This is a genomic window from Streptomyces novaecaesareae, from assembly GCF_000716875.1.
GTDB classification, from domain to species: Bacteria; Actinomycetota; Actinomycetes; order Streptomycetales; family Streptomycetaceae; genus Kitasatospora; species Kitasatospora novaecaesareae.
On sequence record NZ_JNWQ01000011.1, the window covers coordinates 88196 to 106969 of the forward strand.

Genomic DNA, 18774 nt, shown 5'->3' on the forward strand with positions numbered 1-18774 from the left:
ATCTTGCCGAGAAGGCGATGCCGCACATGAGCCGCTACTGATCCTTGGGTGCGGCCTGCCCCGATGACCAGGGCTCACGACGACCGCTCCCGTAGGGTCGGAGCCATGCGTCTGAGCACAGTGATCCTCCCCATCCACCGGTGGGGCGAGGGACAGAAGATCTGGCGGCGGGCCGAGGAACTCGGGTTCCATGCCGCGTACACGTATGACCACCTGTCGTGGCGGTCGTTCCGGGATGAGCCGTGGTTCGGGGCGATCCCCACGCTGACGGCCGCCGCGACGGCGACCGAGCGGATGCGGCTGGGCACGCTCGTAACGTCGCCGAACTTCCGGCACCCGGTGACGCTGGCGAAGGAGCTGATCACCCTGGACGACGTGTCCGGCGGGCGGCTCACGCTGGGCATCGGGGCCGGCGGGATCGGGTTCGACGCGACCGCGATGGGCCAGGAGGCGTGGTCGCCGAAGGAGCGGGCGGACCGGTTCGGGGAGTTCCTGCCGCTGCTGGACGAGCTGCTGCGCCAGGACGCCACCACACGTGAGGGCACGTACTACTCGGCGGTCGAGGCGCGGAACATCCCGGGCTGCGTGCAGAGCCCGCGGGTGCCGTTCTACGTGGCCGCCGCCGGCCCGCGCGGGATGAGGCTGGCCGCGGAGTACGGGCAGGGCTGGGTCACGTACGGGGACCCGAAGGGCCCCGCGGACGTGCCGGTGGAGCAGGCGCCCGAGGTGATCGCGCAGCAGATCGTGAAGCTCACCGCGGCCTGCGAGGCGAAGGGCCGGGACGTGGCCACGCTGGAGAAGATGCTGCTCCAGGGCTCGACCGCGGAGAAGCCGCTGCAGTCGGTGGACGCGTTCGTGGACTGGGCGGGCACCTACCGGGAGCTGGGCATCACCGAGTTGGTCGTCCACTGGCCGGTGCCGGACTCGATCTTCGAGAACGATCTCGCGGTGTTCGAGCGGATCGCCACCGAGGGCCTGGCCCAGCTGGGCTGATCCGCTTCTTCCCCCGCCGGTGCGGCTCGACCGGCGGGGGCCCGACGGTGCGAGGCGCTAGTCTGTCCGCCGCACCGTCAATCTGATCATGCGTTACAACGGGGGTTCTTTCGTCATGCGTGTTTCCAGGAGACTGCTCGCCACCGCTCTGGTCGCCACCGCCGCGTTCGCGCTCGCGGCCTGCGGCCCGGACAACTCGTCGGACCAGGGCGCGGGGAGCGGGTCGAGCACCGCGACCGCCGCCCCGACGGGCGCCGCGCCCACCGCCGCCCCGGCCGGCACCGGGAAGCCCGCGCCGACCGGCAAGCCCGCGCCGAGCGGCACCTCGGCCGCCTCCGGCGAGCCCGAGGGCTTCTGCACCCACGAGCCGCTGCCCGCCGGGCAGAAGTGGATCTACCCGGTGAAGGGCACCAGCGCGACCGCCCTGGTCTACAAGGAGACCAAGGACGTCTGCGGGGTCGACGACGTCGGCTTCGACCCGGTGGGCGCCGACAAGACCGCCCCCTTCGCGCCCACCGCCAAGGGCCACCTGAGCTCGGTGCTGGCCGCGCCGAAGGACGTCAACCTGACGGACCTGGTGAAGCACGTCAACGAGTGCATCGCCACGCCGCACAACGAGAAGGGCTCGTACCCATGCTCGGCCGGTGACTACAAGGTGGCGATCGACGCCTCCGGCAAGGTCACCGAGCTGTGGGAGCGCGCGCACAGCTGATCCGCCGCGGCCGCGGTACGACGTCCGGGCTCCGCCGACCCCTAGGGGGGAGGAGCCCGGACGTCATACCGCAGCAGCAGGGGCCCTCGTCATTCCAGCTCATGACCCGTGCCGGGCAAGGCCGTTACCTTGAGGGCGTGTCCACAGCTGTCATCACGACGGACGGCCTCACCAAGAGGTTCCCCCGGGTCACCGCCCTCGACCAGCTCACCGTCGAGGTGCGGCCCGGGGTGGTCGGGCTGGTCGGGTCCAACGGCGCCGGCAAGTCCACCCTGATCAAGATCCTGCTCGGGCTCGCCCCGGCGACCTCCGGCCGCGGCGAAGTCCTCGGCCTGGACATCGCCACCCGGGGCTCCGAGATCCGCGAGCGGGTCGGCTACATGCCCGAGCACGACTGCCTGCCACCGGACGTCTCCGCCACCGAGTTCGTGGTGCACATGGCCCGGATGGCGGGCCTGCCCGCCACCGCCGCCCGTGAGCGCACCGCGGACACCCTGCGGCACGTCGGCCTCTACGAGGAGCGGTACCGGCCGATGGGCGGGTACTCGACCGGCATGAAGCAGCGCGTCAAGCTCGCCCAAGCACTGGTCCACGACCCGAAGTTGGTGCTGCTGGACGAGCCGACCAACGGCCTCGACCCGGCCGGCCGGGACGAGATGCTGGCACTGATCCGCCGGGTGCACTCCGACTTCGGCATCTCGGTGCTGGTCACCACCCACCTGCTCGGCGAGCTGGAGCGCACCTGCGACCACCTGGTCGTCATCGACGGCGGCAAGCTGCTGCGCTCCTCCTCCACCGCCTCCTTCACCGAGGCGACGGCCGTCCTCGCGGTCGAGGTCACCGACTTCCCGGACGACCACGGCCGCGAACCCGGTGCGATCGGCTCCGAACCCGGCACGGCGGTCCGCGAGCGCCTCGCCGCGGCCGGCGTCGAAGCCCAGCCCGAGGGCTCGCACCTGCTGCTGGTCCGGCTCGCGGACGAGTCGACGTACGACACCATCCGCGACACCGTGGCCGGGCTGGGCCTCGGCCTGGTCCGGCTGGAACAGCGCCGGCACCGGGTCGCCGAGCTCTTCACCGACGACCAGGACAGCAGGGGAGGGACGGACGATGTCGCTGCCTCCTGAGACCAGGCCCGCCGACACCGGCGTCATCCACGACATCGGCTACCGCGGCTACACCGGCCCCCGGCTCGGCCGCGCGTACGCGACCCGCTCGCTCTTCACCCAGAGCCTGCGCGCCGCGTACGGCCTCGGCCGCTCCGGCAAGTCGAAGGTGCTGCCGTTCCTGGTGCTGGGCGTGGTCACCGTGCCCGCCATGATCTTCGTGGCGGTCGCGATCGCCATGAAGCGCGAGGAGCTGCCGGTCGAGTACCCGGGCTACCTCTCCAGCCTCAGCCTGGTGGTCTCGGTCTTCCTCGCCTCCCAGGCGCCGGTGCTGCTCTCCCGGGACCTGCGGTACCAGACCGTGCCGCTCTACTTCTCCCGCCCGATCACCCGCACCGACTACGTCCGGGCCAAGTTCGCCGCCATGGTCTGCGCCCAACTGCTGCTGATGGCGGCCCCGTTGCTGGTGCTGTACGCCGGTGCGCTGCTCGGCGGGATGGACTTCTCGCACAACACCGGGCAGTTCCTGTACGGCCTCGCGGCGGCCGTGCTGTACGCCGTGGTGCCGACCTCGGTGGCGCTGGTGATCGCGGCCACCACCCCGCGCCGGGGCTTCGGGGTGGCCGCCATCATGGGCTACCTGGCGGTCAGCGCCGCGGTGGCCACCGTCGCGGTGGGCATCAGCAACCCGAGCACGTCGGGCTCCGACACCGCCCAGTGGACCTCGCTGATCTCGCCCACCGACCTGGTGGAGTCCCTGGTCAACGAGCTGTTCGAGCTCGGCAACGGGCTCGACCGCCGGCACGCGCCGGGCGGCCTCGGCCTGGCGGTGTTCGCGCTCGTCGCGGTGGCCATGGTGGTCGGCTCGTACCGGCTGCTGCTGAGCCGCTACAAGAAGGTTTGAGAGAGGGCGGCATGGCCACCATCAGCATCGACAAGGTCTCCCGCTGGTTCGGGAACGTGGTCGCGGTCAACGACGTCACCATGGCCATCGGCCCCGGCATCACCGGCCTGCTCGGGCCCAACGGCGCGGGCAAGTCCACCCTCATCCACATGATGAGCGGCTTCCTCGCCCCCTCCAGCGGCACGGTCACCCTGGACGGCGCGCCGATCTGGCGCAACCAGCAGGTGTACCGGCAGATCGGCCTGGTCCCCGAGCGGGAGTCGATGTACGACTACCTGACCGGCTGGGAGTTCGTGCTCGCCAACGCCGAACTGCACGGCCTGCCCCAGCCGGGCGCCGCCGCCCGCCGGGCGCTGGACCTGGTGGAGATGGCGTACGCCAAGGACCGTCGCACCGGGACGTACTCCAAGGGCATGAAGCAGCGGGTCAAGATGGCCTCCGCCCTGGTCCACGACCCCGCCGTGCTGCTGCTGGACGAGCCCTTCAACGGCATGGACCCGCGCCAGCGGCTCCAGCTGATGGAGCTGCTGCGCCGCTTCGGCGCGGACGGCCGCACCGTGCTGTTCTCCTCCCACATCCTGGAGGAGGTCGAGCAACTGGCCCGGCACATCGAGGTCGTGGTGGCCGGCCGGCACGCCGCCTCCGGCGACTTCCGCCGGATCCGCCGGCTGATGACCGACCGCCCGCACCGCTACCTGGTCCGCTCCAGCGACGACCGCCGGCTCGCCGCCGCGCTGATCGCCGACGGCTCCACCACCGGCATCGAGGTGGACGAGCGGGAGCGGGCGCTGCGGATCGAGGCGGTGAACTTCCAGGGCTTCACCACCCTGCTGCCCAGGGTCGCCCGGGAGGCCGGCATCCGGCTGTACACCGTCTCCCCGGCCGACGAGTCGCTGGAGAGCGTCTTCTCGTACCTGGTCTCCGCGTGATCCCCGACCTGATCCACGTCACCAACCGGACCCAGGAAAGGGCCGACCGTCCATGAACCCCACCGTCGCCAGGCTGACCTTGCGCGGGCTGCTGGGCCGCCGCCGCGGCCTGCTGCTCCTGGTGGTCCCCGCGCTGCTGCTGCTCGTCTCCGCCATCGCGAGCGGGTCGAGCGCCGACGCGCACGGCCTGACCGTCAAGATCCTCGGCCAGCTCGGCCTCGGCACCCTGGTCCCGCTGCTCGGCCTGGTGGTCGGCACCGGGGTCATCGCCACCGAGATCGACGACGGCTCGATCGTCTACCTGCTCGCCAAGCCGCTGCCGCGGTGGCGGATCATCACCACCAAGCTGGCCGTCGCGACCGGCGTCACCTGGCTGTTCTCGGTCGTCCCGACGCTGCTGTCCGGGCTGCTGCTGTACGGCACCCGGGACGGCGTGGTGCTCGGCTACACCGTGGCGGTGCTGGTCGCCGGGGCCGCGTACAGCGCGCTGTTCCTGCTGCTCGGCGTGGCCACCCGGCACGCGGTGGTGGCCGGGCTGGGGTACGCCCTGATCTGGGAGTCGGTGGTCGGCAACTTCGTCGAGGGCGCCCGGACGCTGAGCGTCCAGCAGTGGGGCAAGGCGGTGGCCGAGGCGGTCGCCGGGGACACCGCGATCGGCGCCGACGTCTCCTTCGGGGCGGCCGTCCCGCTGCTGCTGGTGGTCACCGTCGGGGCGACGGTGCTCGCCTCGGTGAAGCTGGCCGGGCTGACCCTGGCCGGCGAGGAGTGAGCCGTACGGCGCCCGACGGATCGCAGCGCCGTACCGGGGGACTCAGAGCGTACGGTTGCGGCCCGCGCCCCAGCCGGCCGCGCCGACCACCAGGACCAGCACCAGCATCAGCATCAGGGTGGCGTCCCAACCGCCGGTGAGCTGGTGCAGCGCGCCGGCGCCGACCGGCCCGGCCGCCGCGACCAGGTAGCCGATCGCCTGCGACATCCCGCCCAGCTGGGCGGCGCCGGCCGCGCTGCCGCTGCGCAGCACGATGAACGCCAGGCCCAGGCCCAGCGAACCGCCCTGGGCCACGCCGAGGACGGTCGCCGACACCCACGCGGCGGAGACCGGCGCCACCAGCAGCATCGCGATGCCGAGCCCGTTCAGCACGGCCATGGTCACCGCCAGGGCGCGCTGGCTGGTCATCCGGCCGGCCAGCAGCGGCACCAGGAAGGCACCGGCCACCTGCACCAGGTTGGAGAAGGCGAAGACCAGTCCGGCCTGGCCGCGGTCCATGCCGTGGTCCGCCAGGATGGTCGGCAGCCAGGCCACCAGGGTGTAGACCAGCAGCGAGGAGATCCCCATGAACAGGCTGATCTGCCAGGCCAGCGGGGACTTCCAGATGCCCTCGATCGGCTTGCCCGGCACGGCCGCCGCGGCCACCGCGCCCCGCTCCTGACGGGCCCGCAGCACCTGCGGCAGCCAGGCCACCGCCGCGACCACGGCGAGCAGCGACCACGCGCCGAGCGAGGCCCGCCAGCCGCCGCCGAGCACGTGCTCCAGCGGGACGGAGGTGCCGGCCGCGAGGGTCGCGCCGACCAGCATGGTGGTCGAGTAGACGCCGGTCATGGTCGCCGCGCGGTCCGGGAACTCCCGCTTGACCAGGCCCGGCATCGACACGTTGAGCACCGCGATGGCCACGCCGATCACCACGCAGCCCCCGTACAGCGCGAACACCGAGGGCAGCACCCGCAGCAGCACGCCCGCGCCCAGCACCAGCACCGCGCCCAGCACCACCCGCTCGGCGCCGAACCGGCGGGTCAGTCGGGGGGTGAGCGGGGCGCCGACGCCCTGGAACAGCACCGGCACGGTGGTGATCAGGCCGCTCGCGGTGGCGGAGAGGCCGAAGGTCCGCTGGATCTCGCCGACCATCGGGGAGATCGCGGCCAGGCAGGCGCGCATGTTCAGCGCGACCAGCACGATGCCGGTCAGCAGCAGGAGCGGATGGGCCAGCCGGGCGCGGACGGGGAGCGGGGCGGGCGTGGTGACAACCGGCTGCTGGGCACGGGTGACGGCCATGGGTGTGCTGTTCTTTCCTGGATGTGCGTGGATGCGGGCGGGAGGGCGGAGGCTCGCGCCGTCCTACTTCCGGGCCGCGATGGCCGCGAGCAGCTGCTCGACGGCCGCGGTCGGGCCGGCGAGCAGCGCACGACACGCCGCCTCCGCCCGCTCCGGGTCACCGCTCTCGATCGCGTCGACCAGCGCCTCGTGGGTGGCGACGACCGCCTCGGGCATGTCGTGGTCGCCGAAGGCGGAGGTCATCGACTCGCGGACGGAGGCGCCGAAGTAGCGGTACACCTCGGTCAGCGCCGGGTTGTGCGCGGCCTCGACGACGGCGGTGTGGAACTCCAGGTCGTGCTCGACGGTGGCCTCGCGGCTCGCCCGCTCGGGGTGCGCCGCGAACACCTCGGCCTCACGGGCCAGCGCGGCCCGCATCCGCCGGACGTCCTCGGGGGTGTGCCGCAGCGCGGCCAGCCGGGCGCCCTCGGTCTCCAGCGCCGCGCGGACCTCCAGGACGTCCCGGATGCCCGAGCGCTGGACGCCGCGCAGCACGGCCGCCGGGTCGCTGGTGGAGCGGACGAACGTCCCCTCGCCCTGCCGGGAGACCAGCATCCCGGCGTGCACCAGCACCCGGATCGCCTCCCGCACGGTGTTCCGCCCGACCTGCAGCCGCTCGGCCAGCTCGTGCTCGGTGGGGATCTGCGACCCCACCGGCCAGGCCCCGCCGGCCAGCTGCTCGCGCAGCTGGTCGATCGCGGTGTCCACCAGGGAGCGCCGCCCGGCCGCCTGCAGGCTGCTGCCGTCACCGCTCATTCCGGGCCTCCCTCCGCACAACCATCAGTCGTCGGTCATCCTACAACTGCTTGCCCGGTCATCCTACAACCCCCCATGCGAACAATCCGTGAACGCCCGGCCACCGCCACCCGCCCGGGCCGGTACAGGTCCCGTCCCGGGCCTGCCCTGGTCCTGCCCCGGGCCTGCTCCGGGCCTGCTCCGGGCCGCGGGGCCCGGTCAGCGCGCCGGGTAGAGGCGCTCCAGGACGACGGCGACGCCGTCCTCGTCGTTGCTGGTGGTGACGGCGTCGGCGACGGCGAGGAGTTCCTCGTGGGCGTTGGCCATGGCCACGCCGTGGGCGGCCCAGCCGAACATCGGGACGTCGTTGGGCATGTCGCCGAAGGCGATGGTGTCGGCGGCACGCACGCCCAGGCGGCGGGCGGCGACGGCCAGGCCGGTGGCCTTGGACAGGCCCAGCGGGAGCAGCTCGACCACGCCGGCGCCGGCCATCACGACGCCGACCAGGTCGCCGGCGGCGCGGCGGGCGGCCTCGGCGAGGGCGTCGTCGGTCAGGGCGTGGTGCTGGATGTAGAGCTTGCTGACCGGGGAGGCGAGCAGTCCGCCGCGGTCGACCCGGACGACCGGCAGGTCGGAGCCGATCAGCAGTTCGTAGCCGGGGCCGGCCAGCACCTGGCCGTCGAGGCCGTCCTGGTTGGCGGCGATGGCGAGCGGGCCGGTCTCGGCCTCGATCTTCTCGATGGCGAGCGCGGCGAGCCGGCGGTCCAGGGTGAGGGAGGTGAGCAGCTTGTGCGCGCCGGCGTCGTAGACCTGGGCGCCCTGGCCGCAGACGGCTATCCCGGTGTAGCCGATCTCGTCGAAGACCGGGCGGGCCCAGACGGCCGAGCGGCCGGTGACGATGATGTGCTGCGCGCCCGCGCCGGTGGCCGCGGCCAGGGCGGCGCGGGTGCGCTCGGAGACGGTCTCCTCGCTGGTCAGCAGGGTGCCGTCGAGGTCGGTGGCGACCAGCCGGTAGGGCAGGCCGCCACCGCTTCGGGTGTCGTCCGGGGAGACGGGGCTGGGGCTGGTGGTGCTCATGGGCCGGTCGTCTCCCGGGAGTTGCGGGTGGTGCAGGCAGTGCGGGTGGTGCGGCTGGAACCGGGGTTACTTGACCGGTTCGAGGACGGCCCGTCCACCGAGGAACGGCCGCAGCGCCTCGGGCACGACGACCGAGCCGTCGGCCTGCTGGTGGTTCTCCAGGATCGCCACGATGGTGCGCGGGATCGCGACCAGCGTGCCGTTCAGGGTGGCGAGCGGGCGGGTCTTGCCCTCCTCGCGCATCCGGATGGAGAGGCGGCGGGCCTGGTACTCGGTGGTGTTGGAGGTCGAGGTGACCTCGCGGTACTTGCCCTGGGTCGGGATCCAGGCCTCGATGTCGAACTTGCGCGCGGCCGAGGCGCCGAGGTCGCCGGAGGCGACGTCGATCACCCGGTACGGCAGCTCCAGCGCGTTGAGGAAGTCCTTCTCCCACTGGAGCAGGCGGCGGTGCTCGTTCTCGGCGTCCTCGGGAGTGGTGTAGACGAACATCTCCACCTTCTCGAACTGGTGGACGCGGATGATGCCGCGGGTGTCCTTGCCGTAGGTGCCGGCCTCGCGGCGGAAGCAGGACGAGTAGCCGGCGTAGCGCAGCGGCAGCTTCTCGGCCTCGATGATCTCGTCCATGTGGTACGCCGCGAGCGGGACCTCGCTGGTGCCGACCAGGTACTTGTCGTCCTCGGCGAGGTGGTACACGTTCTCGGCGGCCTGGCCGAGGAACCCGGTGCCGTCCATGGCGGCCGGGCGGACCAGGGTCGGGGTGATCATCGGGGTGAAGCCGGCCGCGGTGGCCTGGGCGATCGCCATGTTGACCAGGGCGAGCTCCAGCAGCGCGCCGACACCGGTCAGGTAGTAGGACCGGGCACCGGCGACCTTGGCGCCGCGCTCGGTGTCGATCGCGCGCAGGATCTGGCCGAGCTCGACGTGGTCGCGCGGCTCGAAGCCCTCGGCGGCGAAGTCGCGCGGGGTGCCGATCTCCTCCAGGGTGACGAAGTCCTCCTCGCCGCCGACCGGGGCGGCCGGGTCGATGAGGTTCGCCAGCGAGCGGAGCAGGCGGTCGGCCTCCTCCTTGGCGGCGCTCTGCTCGGCGTCCGCGGCCTTGACCTCGGCGGCCAGGTCCTTGGTGCGCTGCAGCAGGGCGGCCTTCTCCTCGCCCTTGGCCTGGGCGACCTGCTTGCCGAGCACCCGCTGCTCGTTGCGCAGTTCGTCGAAGCGGCTGCCCGAGGACCGGCGCCGTTCGTCGGCGGAGAGGAGGGCGTCGACCAGGTCGACGTCCTCGCCACGGACGCGCTGCGAGGCGCGCACTCGGTCAGGGTCCTCACGGAGCAGGCGAAGGTCAATCACAGGCCCAAGCGTACCGGGCGGGAGTTCCTCCACCGGTACCGGTTTTTCCCTGGGGATAACTCCCCCGATCCTGTGGATAACTCCTGTGGGGAACCCCGCTGGGGCGGGTTATCCACAGGCCCGGGGCCGGGGCTGTGGATCGAAGGGGAGGATCGCCCTCCGGGTGACCGAACCAGGGAATTGAGGTTTCAAACCTCAATCGACCTACTCGAGTGAGGGAATTGAAGCACTCGCACGGGTGATTTGCTGGCAAGCGGGTGACTCTGGTCCGATTAGTCATCTCTGCGACGCAAACCGATGATCCGACCAGTTCTGGGCAATGGCTATACCGGTTTGTCGACTCGTCCCCAGGTCTGTGGATAACTTCCGGCTGTGGACAGTCGGGAGGCCTGTGGACAGCGGACTCCGGCGCCGGGCGCCCCTGTGGATGAGCGGGACGGTCACTCTCCCCGCCTGAGCGGCCCGGTCCAAAACGGTCGGAAAAGGTCAGAAAGACAACAGGTGTCGTCAGGCTGTCCCGCAGGGGCGCCGCGTGCGTGCGTATCAGTCGGATGCGTCTCGGCCGCGGAAGTCTCAGATGTCCCCGCGCCCGTCGAGCGCGCGCGAGAGCCAGTCCGCCGCCGAGGAGAAATCCTCGTCCGAGGTCCCCGGCCGCCGGTGGACGGACACCTGCCGGTCGGCGCGCGGATAGGAGCCGAGGAACCGCACCTGCGGGCAGATCCGCTTCAGGCCCATCATCGCCTCGCCCACCCGGCGTTCGGTCAGGTGGCCCTCGCAGTCGATCAGGAAGCAGTAGCTCCCCAGGCCCTCGCCGGTCGGGCGGGACTCGATCCGCATCAGGTTGATCCCGCGGACCGCGAACTCCTGCAGCAGCTCCAACAGCGCACCCGGGTGGTCGTCCGGCAGCCAGACCACCATCGAGGTCTTGTCCGCACCGGTCGGCGAGGAGACCCGGCCCGGACGGCCCACCAGGACGAACCGGGTGGCCGCGCTCTTCGCGTCCGCGATGTCCTTGACCAGTGGGGCCAGCCCGTAGATCGGCGCCGCGAACTCGCCCGCGAACGCCCCGTCGTAGCGGCCCTCGGCGACCAGCCGGGCACCGTCGGCGTTGGAGGCGGCCGACTCCCAGGTGGCCTCCGGCAGGTTGGCCGCCAGCCAGCGGCGCACCTGCGGCTGGGCCACCGGGTGGCTGGTCACCGTCTTGATCCCGGACAGCTCGGTGCCCGGCCGCACCAGCAGCGCGAAGGCGATCGGCAGCAGCACCTCGCGGTAGATCATCAGCGGCGTGCCGGCGGCCAGTTCGTCGTTGGTCGCGGTGACCGCGCCCTCCACCGAGTTCTCGATCGGCACGAACGCCCCGGCCGCCTCCCCGCCGCGCACCGCGTCCAGCGCCAGCGCCACCGAGGACAGCGGCACCAGCTCCCGGGTCGCCGCCTCGGGCAGGGTGTGCAGTGCCGCCTCGGTGAAGGTGCCGGCCGGGCCGAGGTAGGTGTAGCGGGTGGCCGACATGACGCCTCCGGGAGTACTCGGTGCCGCACGGACAGGGTGCCGCGCGAACGGGGTGCTGCGCGAACAGGGTGGTGCCGAAGCTGTCACCCTAACGATTCCGCGGTCCCGGCAGGAAAGCGTTCCAGTGGCCGGGACCGCGTGTGCTAAGAGCCCGCTTCGGGCACCGGGGCGCCGGGGCGTCAGGGCGCCGGGGCGCTACCCCTCCAGCAGCTGCTGGCCGAGGTAGCCGCCGGCCGGCGCGGCCGGGGGCAGCGCGTACACCCCGCTCGCCTCGTGCCGCAGGAAGCGGGAGAGGCCGTCGCCCCGGGAGAGCTTGCGCTGCACCGGGGTGAAGCCCCTGCGCGGGTCGGCCTGGAAGGCGAGGAAGAGCAGCCCGGCGTCCGGCGAGCCGTCCGGCAGCAGTCCGTCGTGGTACGAGAAGCCGCGCCGCAGCATCGCCGCCCCGCCGTTGGCCGCCGGGGCGGCGACCCGGATGTGCGCGTCGGCGGGGACCGCCAGCGCGCCGTCCGGGCCCTGCGCGGAGAGGTCGACCGGGGCGTGCTCGCCGGCCCCGGCGGGCGCGCCGAGCGGGGCGCCGTCCGACTTGCGCCGCCCGATCACCCGCTCCTGCCGGTCCACCGGGAGCGCCTCCCAGTGGTCCAGCAGCATCCGGATCCGCCGGAACACCAGGTAGGAGCCGCCGGCCAGCCAGCCCGGCTGGTCGCCGCCGGCGGCGCAGAACACCTTGGCGGCGAAGCCGTCCTCGCCGGGCTTGGGGTTGTTGGTGCCGTCGACCTGGCCCATCAGGTTGCGGCCGGTCACCGGCTGCGCGGCGGCACCGGGGGTGCGGGCGAAGCCGGCCGACTGCCAGCGCAGCGCCGCCGTACCGGCCGCCAGCCGCTGCAGCACCCGCAGGGCGTGCACGGCCACCAGCGCGTCGTCGGCGCCGATCTGGACGAACAGGTCGCCGTCGCCGCGGGCGGGGTCGAGCGCGTCGCCGGGGAAGGCGGGCAGCGGTTCGAGCCCGGGCGGGCGGCGGTCGGCCGGTGCGGCCTTGTCGAAGAGCGCGGCGCCGAAGCCGACGGTGAGGGTGAGCGAGCAGGGCCCGGCGTCCAGGGCGATCTGGTTGTCGAACTCCTCGGCCGGCTCCCCGGCGGTCAACCGCTCGGCCGCCTTCGTCCAGCGCTGCAGCAGGCCGCGCAGGCCGTCCCGGCCGACGCCCTCGGCCAGGTCGAAGGCGGCCAGCTGGACCCTGGCCTGCTGCGGTTCGAGGATCCCGGCCTGGTGCTCGCCGCGGAACGGCACCCGGGCCGCACCGAGCGCGCCACCGGCGGCGGCCGTACCGGCGGAGCGGTCGGAGCTATCGAGCGCGACCGCCCCGGCGACACCCGCACCGGCGCCGACCAGCAGCCCGGCGCCGGCGGTGCCGAGCAGCGCCCGCCGGGTGAAGCCCGTACGGTCCGCCGCGGCCTGTGCCGCCGAGGCCTGCTCCGTGGTCGTCACGTCGTCCCTCGTCACGTCGTCCACCGCCGTCAGCCGATCTTGAACTGCTGGGTCGGCGTGGTCTGGTCGATGTCCGAGGAGCGGACCTGCACCGACACCACCCAGTTGCCCGCCAGCGGCAGCTGCGCGGTGCCGCTCCAGCGGCCGGTGCCCTCCGGGGTGAGCGCGACCGGCAGCGGGCCGAGGTCGCGGTCCGGCAGGGTGAAGGCGAGCTGCACCTCGGGGACGTCCACCGGCTGCCCGTCCGCGCCGTCCAGCGCGAGCTTCACCTCGTTCGGCCCGGTCCGGGCCGGGTTGAGGGTGACGGTCGCGGTGCCCTTGGCGTTCGGCGTCCGGCCCTTGGTGTCGTACGGGAGCTTGAGCTCGACGGTACGGCCCGGCTCGGTCTGCGGGGCCGCCGCGGCCGCGCCGGGGGCCGCGGCCGCCGTGCCGGCCGTGACCTCGCTCGCCACCCGCCCGGGCGGGGAGTTGGTGAGCATCGTGGTGACCACCAGCACCGCCACCGCGACCAGCGCCTCCACCAGCACCGAGCGGCGCAGCCCGGCCCGGGTCGGGGTCAGCCCGCGCTCGCGCCCGGCACTCTCCCGGGCGGCGTTCTGCCGGGCCAGCTGCGCCTGCCGGACCGGGTCCTCGCTGTGCGCGGCGACGGCGACCGGCTCCGGCACCTCGGCCCGCTCGACCTCCGCCGCCTCGGCCGGGGCCGAGCGCAGCCGGGCCAGCCAGGACCGGGAGATCCAGGCGACGCCGAGCATCACGACCACGCAGCCGCTCTTCACCAGCAGCAGCCGCCCGTACTCGGTGCCGGTCAGCGCGCCCCAGCTGCCCAGGCCCCGCCAGGACTGGTAGATCCCGGTGCCGGCCAGCACGGCCACCGAGCCGAAGGCGATCCTGGAGAAGCGGTCCACCACCTCGGCGCCGACGCCCTCGCGCAGTGCGACCAGCAGCGCGGCCAGGCCGCCCAGCCAGAGCGCCATCGCGATCAGGTGCAGGATGCCGAACGGCAGCGCCAGCCAGACCTGGATGCCGACCGAGGCGTGGTCGGCGCCGACCCAGGTCGCCGCGAGGGCGACGGTCAGCACCAGCCCGGCCACGCCGAGGCCCAGCCTGGTCTCCCGCTGCGGCCGCTCGGCGGCCCGCTGCTCCAGCTCGCGCAGCTCGGCGGCTTCGGTGTCCTCGGCGTCCTCGCCCTCGACGCCGTGGCCGTCGTCCTCGACGGGCTTCGCCGGCAGCGGCCGCGGCGGCTGCCCCAGCTGGCCGACCAGCAGCGACAGGAACACCCCGCTCGCCGCGAGCAGCAGCAGCCGGGCGGCCAGCGCGGTGCCGATCCGCTCGTCCAGCGTGGCGCGCACCAGGGTCAGGTCGAAGGCCTGACCGACCCCCGAGCCGCGCTCGTACGGGCCGCGCAGCAGCAGCACCGCGACGGTGGAGACCAGCAGCGCCGTCCAGCCGGTCATCAGCAGCCGCTGCACCGGGCGCCGGGCGGTCCCAGCCGGCCAGCAGATCAGCACGAAGGCGGCGACGCCGGCCAGCAGCGCGAACGCCGCGTAGGCGACGGTGCGCCCGGTGCCGTACAGGGCGGCGACCAGGCCGTCGGCCTTGGCGCCCTGCAGCGCGGTGGCCGACACCGAGGTGTCCGAGGGCGCGCCGATGGAGAAGGTGAACGCGCCGCCGACCGGGTGCGAGTCCTCCGAGACGGCCCGCCAGGCCACCGTGTAGGTGCCGTTGGCGAGCCCGCTCTTCAGGCCGACCCGGGCGGTGTTGCCCCGGCCGTCGGCGTGCGCCGGGTTGCCGGTGTCCACGGCCCGGCCGGCCGGGTCGAGCACCCGGACGGAGTCGGAGGAGAGCGAGACGGCCTCGCTGAAGGTCAGCGTGACCGCCTGCGGGGCGGTGGCGACCACCGCGTTCTGCCGGGGGTCGGTGGAGTCCAGGGTGGCGTGCGCGGAGGCCGGTCCGGCGCCCGCGAGCATCAGCGCGAGCAGCGCGCCGAGCATTCCGAGCACCCCGGCGATCCGGCGGTGGGAGGCCTTCTCCAGGCCGGCCGTCTGCATGCTGGCGGTCCCCTTAACTCTGGCCGGGGCGGTAGGTGAGCTCCTTGACCGGCACCTTGACCGAGATGGTGCCGGACTTGGCGAAGGTGAGGTCGAGCTCCAGCTCGTCGCCCACCGCGGGGGCCTTCTCCCAGCCCATGATCATCAGGTGGGTGCCGCCGCGCGCGAACTGCAGCGCTCCGTGCGCGGGCACGTCCAGGCTGGCGACCTGCTCCATGGTCGACGCGGTCGAGCGGTGCATGGTGACCGACTCGGCGCCCGGGCTGGTCACCTTGACCAGCTCGTCCTGCCCGCCGTCGTTGCGGACGGTCAGGTAGCCGGCCGCCATCCCGCCCGCCGGGGGCAGCGGGATGTAGGAGTCGGCGACGCTGAGCCTGGCCGGCCCGGCGGCGGCGCCGCCCTGGCCGCCCGTCCCGCAGGCGGCCAGTATCGCGCCGCCGCCCAGCGCCGTCGCGACCACGGCGCCCAGCAGCGCGCTGCGGCGGAAGCGCTTTCCGGTGGCCACCGCCGTCCCTTCGCCGGCGAGCCCGCTCTGCCCGCTCATGCCGCGACACCCTTGGCGAGCAGCGCCAGGTCGTGCTCGTAGGTCTTCTCCTCGGTGCCGCTCATGTAGAGCACGTGCGCCTTGTCGTCCGAGGGGAGGAAGGCCAGCACCTGCGCGCCGTGGGTGGAGGTGACCGTCCCGTCCGCGTTGACCACCGGGTCCTCGATCATGATGCCGAGCGACTTGGCCGCGGTCTTCACCTTGGCCAGGTCGCCGGTGAGGCCTATGAAGTCGCTGCCCATCGAGTCCAGCCAGGTGCGCAGCACCTTCGGGGTGTCGCGCTGCGGGTCGGTGGAGACGAAGACGACGTTGATCTTCTGCCGCTCCTCCGCGGGCAGCGCCTTCATCGCGACGCCGATGTCGCCCATGGTGGTCGGGCAGACGTCCGGGCAGCTGGTGTAGCCGAAGAACAGCAGGGTGGCCTTGCCGTTGGTCTGCTGCCGCAGGTCGAAGGGCTGGCCGGAGGTGTCGGTCAGCTGGAGGTCCGGCTTCTCGAAGTTCTTGGCCAGCTTGGTGCCCTGGTACGGGGTGTCCTCCTTCTGCTGGGTGACCTTCGCGGCGGTGGAGCCGCCGCCGGAGGAGCCGCAGGCGGACAGCGTCAGGGCGGCGGCCAGCGCGAGGGCGGCGGCGCCGGCCAGACGGGTGGTGCGGGTGGTGCGGGGCATGGGGCTTCCGATCGTGCGCGGTGGGACGGCCGGCGGGGCCGCACCCTTGGCTTCGGTGCGGCCCCGCCGGCGCGGGGGTCAGGAGGCGGAGCCGCCGGTCTTGCGGCGCAGGCCGAGCACGCCGACGGCGGTGCCGATCACGCCGACCACGATGCCGACCACGCCGAGGGTGCGGGCGGTGGAGTCGCTGGCCTTGCTGCCGGAGTCGTCGGCGGCGGCGTGGTCCGAGCTGTCCCCGTGGGCGCCCGCGGCCGGGGAGGCGGTGGCGCCGTGGCTGTCGCCGTGGCCATCGCCGTGTCCGTCGCCGCCGTCGGCCTTGGTGAGCTTCAGGACGGGCGCGGGCTTGGCCGGCTCGGGCTGGCCGTCCTTGGACTCGTCGATCCAGCGGACGACGTCGCCGTTGTCGTAGGTCTGCAGGGCCTTGAAGACCAGGCTGTCCGAGTCGGTCGGCAGCGGGCCGAGCGAGACCCGGAACTCCTGGAACTGGCCGGGGGCGATCTTGGTGCCCGCGTCGGCGGTCCAGGTGATCTTGGAGACGGCCTCGTTGACGTCGCTGCCGTGCACCTTGATCGGCTTGTCCAGCTTCGACTTCTCGATCGCGGCGGTCCAGCCCGGCATCGGCAGGGTCCGGACGGAGGCCAGCGGGTGGTCCAGCGGGAGGTTGACCTCCAGCTTCACCGTGCTCGCGGTGTCGCTCTCGTTCGGCACCCGGAAGTCGACGGCCGTGTAGCCGCCCTGGGCGGCCGAGCCCGGGTTCACGGTGACGTGCGCGAAGGCGGGGCCGGCCAGCGCCACCACGGAGGCGGCGGCGGTCAGGGCGACGGCGGCGAGACGACGGGCGGGAAGGGAACGCATGATGAGGGGTCTCCGATCGGAGCTCGGCGGCAGGCCGGGACCGGGCGACGGACGGAGCCGCGCTCCGGCGGTGCCTCGGTGGTGCCGCGCGTGGGGACGTGTGGGGGCAGAGCCTCGGGCCCGGCCCCGGTGTGGTCGGGGGAACGGCCCGGACGGTGCGCACACCCGCGACCCGGTACGGCCCGCAGGCCGCCAGGAACACGGATCAGTACGCGAAGACCCCGCGCGGCGGCCCGCGCCGCACCACGCTGTGCCGCAGCACGGCACCCGCCGGGAACGGACTCTCCCCGCCCCGGGCCCCGAACCGGCGGGCCGGACCGGCCACGCCGAACAGACCGCGCAGCAGCGCGGCCACCAGCGCGAACGCCGACCGCAGCGGCGCCGCCCAGTGCTCCCGGGCCGCCGAGGCGGCCACCCGCAGCAGCCGCCACAACGCCGCCTCGCCGCGCCGCAGCCACCAGCCCGCCACCAGCGCGGCGGCCAGGTGCCCGGCCAGCATCGACGGCGTCATGCCCAACACGCCGCCCTGCCACCAGGGCGCGGCGGCGAACGCGTGCGGATCCAGGCCCGCGGAGGAGACCAACTGCTCCGGGGACGGATTGCCGGGCAGGCCGACCAGCGTCCCCGGGCGGGCCTCGTTGCAGATCAGCCGGCCGGCCACCTGTGGCAGGGTCAGCGGACCGGAGCCGCCGGCGTGCATGCCGGCCATACCGGCCATGGAGCCGGCGCCGAAGCCGTGGCCGCTGAAACCGTGGAAGAGGCAGTGCAGCGCGAGCTGCCCAGCGCCCAGCGCCCCCGCGATGGCCGCCAGCGAACGCTCCCGTCCGCCGCAGGCCGCCGCGAAGCCCAGCACCGCGACGAAACCCACCGCCAGCGCGGTCGGCGGCACGTCGCCGCCACCGGCCAGGGCGTGCCCGGCCGCCGCGATCAAGGTGCAGAACAGTGCGAACGGGACCGCCCGGGCAAGCCGCAGGTCCCAGGCGGCGGCCCCCACCGGCTGAGCCGGTCCGGGGTCGCCCGGGAGCGGGGCGGCAGCGAGGGCAGTCATGGCCGGGCCATCCTCTCATTGCGTACGACGCCGCCACGGGCAGGGTGGGAAATCCCTACGAATGCCCCTTTCGGCAGCGGCGTGCGGGTCCGGGCACGCGCTGCCCGGCACAGACCCCGTCCCCCAGTCCATCCGCCGAACGGGCGGTAGCGGCCCCCGGGCACGGTTCACCGCCGAATCGCCCGGAGATACCTAGTTGTATGTGGAGCCGCAGCCAGGAGGGACCTCCCGTGGACATCTGGTGGACTCTGCACCTCAAGCGCGACCCGGTCAGCGTTCCGCTGGCCCGGCGCATCCTGCTCGGTGCCATGGCGACGGCGGGCGTCGACCCGCAGATCGCCGACGACCTCGGCGTCGCCCTCAGCGAGGCCTGCGCCAACGCCGTCGAGCACGGCGCCACCGGGCGGCCGGACGACGGCTTCCAGGTCACCGCGTCGATCTGCGGTGACCGGCTGCGGATCGAGGTCACCGACTCCGGCCCCGGCCTGCCCGCCGCCGCACCGGTCCGGCGCCCGGCCGCCGCGGCCCAGACCCGCCCCGCCCCGAGCGGCCACGGGCCCCGCCGCCCCCGCCGCGGCCGCGCCACCGTCCCGGCGCGGGTCCTCACCGGCCACCGCCCCCGCTGCGACGGCCACCCGTACGACACCCACGTCCTCCCCTGTCGCCCCGCCGCCCCCACCCCTGTCTCTTATACACATCTCCGAGCCCACGAGACAGGCAGAAATCTCGTATGCCGT

The 18774-nt window shown here is 73.6% G+C and carries 18 protein-coding genes; 7 read left to right on the plus strand and 11 right to left on the minus strand.

The annotated features are described in order from the left end of the window. The first annotated feature begins 105 nt into the window (after nucleotides 1-105). The 6 genes from OP86_RS06530 (at nucleotide 106) to OP86_RS06555 (ending at nucleotide 5413) form a co-directional block, all read left to right on the plus strand. Nucleotides 106-993 (plus strand): LLM class flavin-dependent oxidoreductase, encoded by an 888-nt coding sequence (locus OP86_RS06530; protein WP_030055473.1) that lies wholly within the window; start codon nucleotides 106-108, stop codon nucleotides 991-993. A gap of 115 nt (nucleotides 994-1108) precedes the next feature. Then, nucleotides 1109-1705, plus strand: coding sequence for a hypothetical protein (locus OP86_RS06535; RefSeq protein WP_030255402.1), 597 nt, complete (start codon nucleotides 1109-1111; stop codon nucleotides 1703-1705). 137 nt (nucleotides 1706-1842) lie between these two features. After that, nucleotides 1843-2832 carry an ABC transporter ATP-binding protein gene (locus OP86_RS06540; RefSeq protein WP_033331148.1) on the plus strand — a complete coding sequence of 330 codons (990 nt, stop codon included), beginning with the start codon at nucleotides 1843-1845 and terminating at the stop codon, nucleotides 2830-2832. Next, a complete protein-coding gene (locus tag OP86_RS06545; protein ID WP_030255405.1) occupies nucleotides 2816-3715 on the plus strand; it encodes an ABC transporter permease subunit in 900 nt (299 codons plus the stop codon). Before OP86_RS06540 ends, OP86_RS06545 begins: the two co-directional genes overlap by 17 nt. Nucleotides 3716-3726: 11 nt before the next feature. Continuing rightward, nucleotides 3727-4644 carry an ABC transporter ATP-binding protein gene (locus OP86_RS06550; RefSeq protein ID WP_030055469.1) on the plus strand — a complete coding sequence of 306 codons (918 nt, stop codon included), beginning with the start codon at nucleotides 3727-3729 and terminating at the stop codon, nucleotides 4642-4644. A gap of 52 nt (nucleotides 4645-4696) precedes the next feature. Further along, nucleotides 4697-5413 (plus strand): ABC transporter permease, encoded by a 717-nt coding sequence (locus OP86_RS06555; protein WP_030055468.1) that lies wholly within the window; start codon nucleotides 4697-4699, stop codon nucleotides 5411-5413. A 42-nt stretch (nucleotides 5414-5455) separates the two neighbouring features. On the opposite strand, the gene OP86_RS06560 is transcribed toward OP86_RS06555, so the two are convergent. The 11 genes from OP86_RS06560 to OP86_RS06610 form a co-directional block, all read right to left on the minus strand. Further along, entirely contained in the window at nucleotides 5456-6694 is a 1239-nt protein-coding gene (locus tag OP86_RS06560) for a CynX/NimT family MFS transporter (protein ID WP_030255407.1), read from the minus strand. A gap of 63 nt (nucleotides 6695-6757) precedes the next feature. Then, nucleotides 6758-7489, minus strand: coding sequence for a FadR/GntR family transcriptional regulator (locus OP86_RS06565; RefSeq protein ID WP_030055465.1), 732 nt, complete (start codon nucleotides 7487-7489; stop codon nucleotides 6758-6760). Between the two features lie 198 nt (nucleotides 7490-7687). Next, nucleotides 7688-8545 (minus strand): HAD family hydrolase, encoded by an 858-nt coding sequence (locus tag OP86_RS06570; RefSeq protein ID WP_051829756.1) that lies wholly within the window; start codon nucleotides 8543-8545, stop codon nucleotides 7688-7690. Between the two features lie 66 nt (nucleotides 8546-8611). Further along, the gene (gene serS, locus OP86_RS06575) at nucleotides 8612-9886 is read right to left on the minus strand and encodes a serine--tRNA ligase (protein ID WP_078588439.1); all 1275 of its coding nucleotides are present in this window, start codon (nucleotides 9884-9886) and stop codon (nucleotides 8612-8614) included. Nucleotides 9887-10459: 573 nt separating this feature from the next. Continuing rightward, nucleotides 10460-11395, minus strand: a complete 936-nt coding sequence (gene pheA / locus OP86_RS06580; RefSeq protein WP_030255411.1) for a prephenate dehydratase — start codon at nucleotides 11393-11395, stop codon at nucleotides 10460-10462. Between the two features lie 195 nt (nucleotides 11396-11590). Continuing rightward, the gene (efeB, locus tag OP86_RS06585; RefSeq protein WP_051829757.1) at nucleotides 11591-12877 is read right to left on the minus strand and encodes an iron uptake transporter deferrochelatase/peroxidase subunit; all 1287 of its coding nucleotides are present in this window, start codon (nucleotides 12875-12877) and stop codon (nucleotides 11591-11593) included. Between the two features lie 29 nt (nucleotides 12878-12906). After that, entirely contained in the window at nucleotides 12907-14925 is a 2019-nt protein-coding gene (locus OP86_RS06590; protein ID WP_063832307.1) for a copper resistance CopC/CopD family protein, read from the minus strand. A gap of 13 nt (nucleotides 14926-14938) precedes the next feature. Continuing rightward, entirely contained in the window at nucleotides 14939-15469 is a 531-nt protein-coding gene (locus OP86_RS06595; RefSeq protein ID WP_051829758.1) for a copper chaperone PCu(A)C, read from the minus strand. Beyond that, nucleotides 15466-16134 (minus strand): SCO family protein, encoded by a 669-nt coding sequence (locus OP86_RS06600; RefSeq protein WP_030255420.1) that lies wholly within the window; start codon nucleotides 16132-16134, stop codon nucleotides 15466-15468. Before OP86_RS06600 ends, OP86_RS06595 begins: the two co-directional genes overlap by 4 nt. Nucleotides 16135-16212: 78 nt before the next feature. Continuing rightward, nucleotides 16213-16989: a YcnI family copper-binding membrane protein gene (locus OP86_RS06605; RefSeq protein WP_030055454.1), complete on the minus strand. Its 777-nt coding sequence runs from the start codon at nucleotides 16987-16989 to the stop codon at nucleotides 16213-16215. Nucleotides 16990-17194: 205 nt separating this feature from the next. Next, nucleotides 17195-18037 carry a hypothetical protein gene (locus OP86_RS06610; RefSeq protein ID WP_051829759.1) on the minus strand — a complete coding sequence of 281 codons (843 nt, stop codon included), beginning with the start codon at nucleotides 18035-18037 and terminating at the stop codon, nucleotides 17195-17197. 230 nt (nucleotides 18038-18267) lie between these two features. On the opposite strand from OP86_RS06610, the gene OP86_RS39000 reads away from it, so the two are divergent. Then, the coding region (locus OP86_RS39000) for an ATP-binding protein (RefSeq protein ID WP_051829760.1) at nucleotides 18268-18774 on the plus strand (507 nt) is incomplete at its 3' end.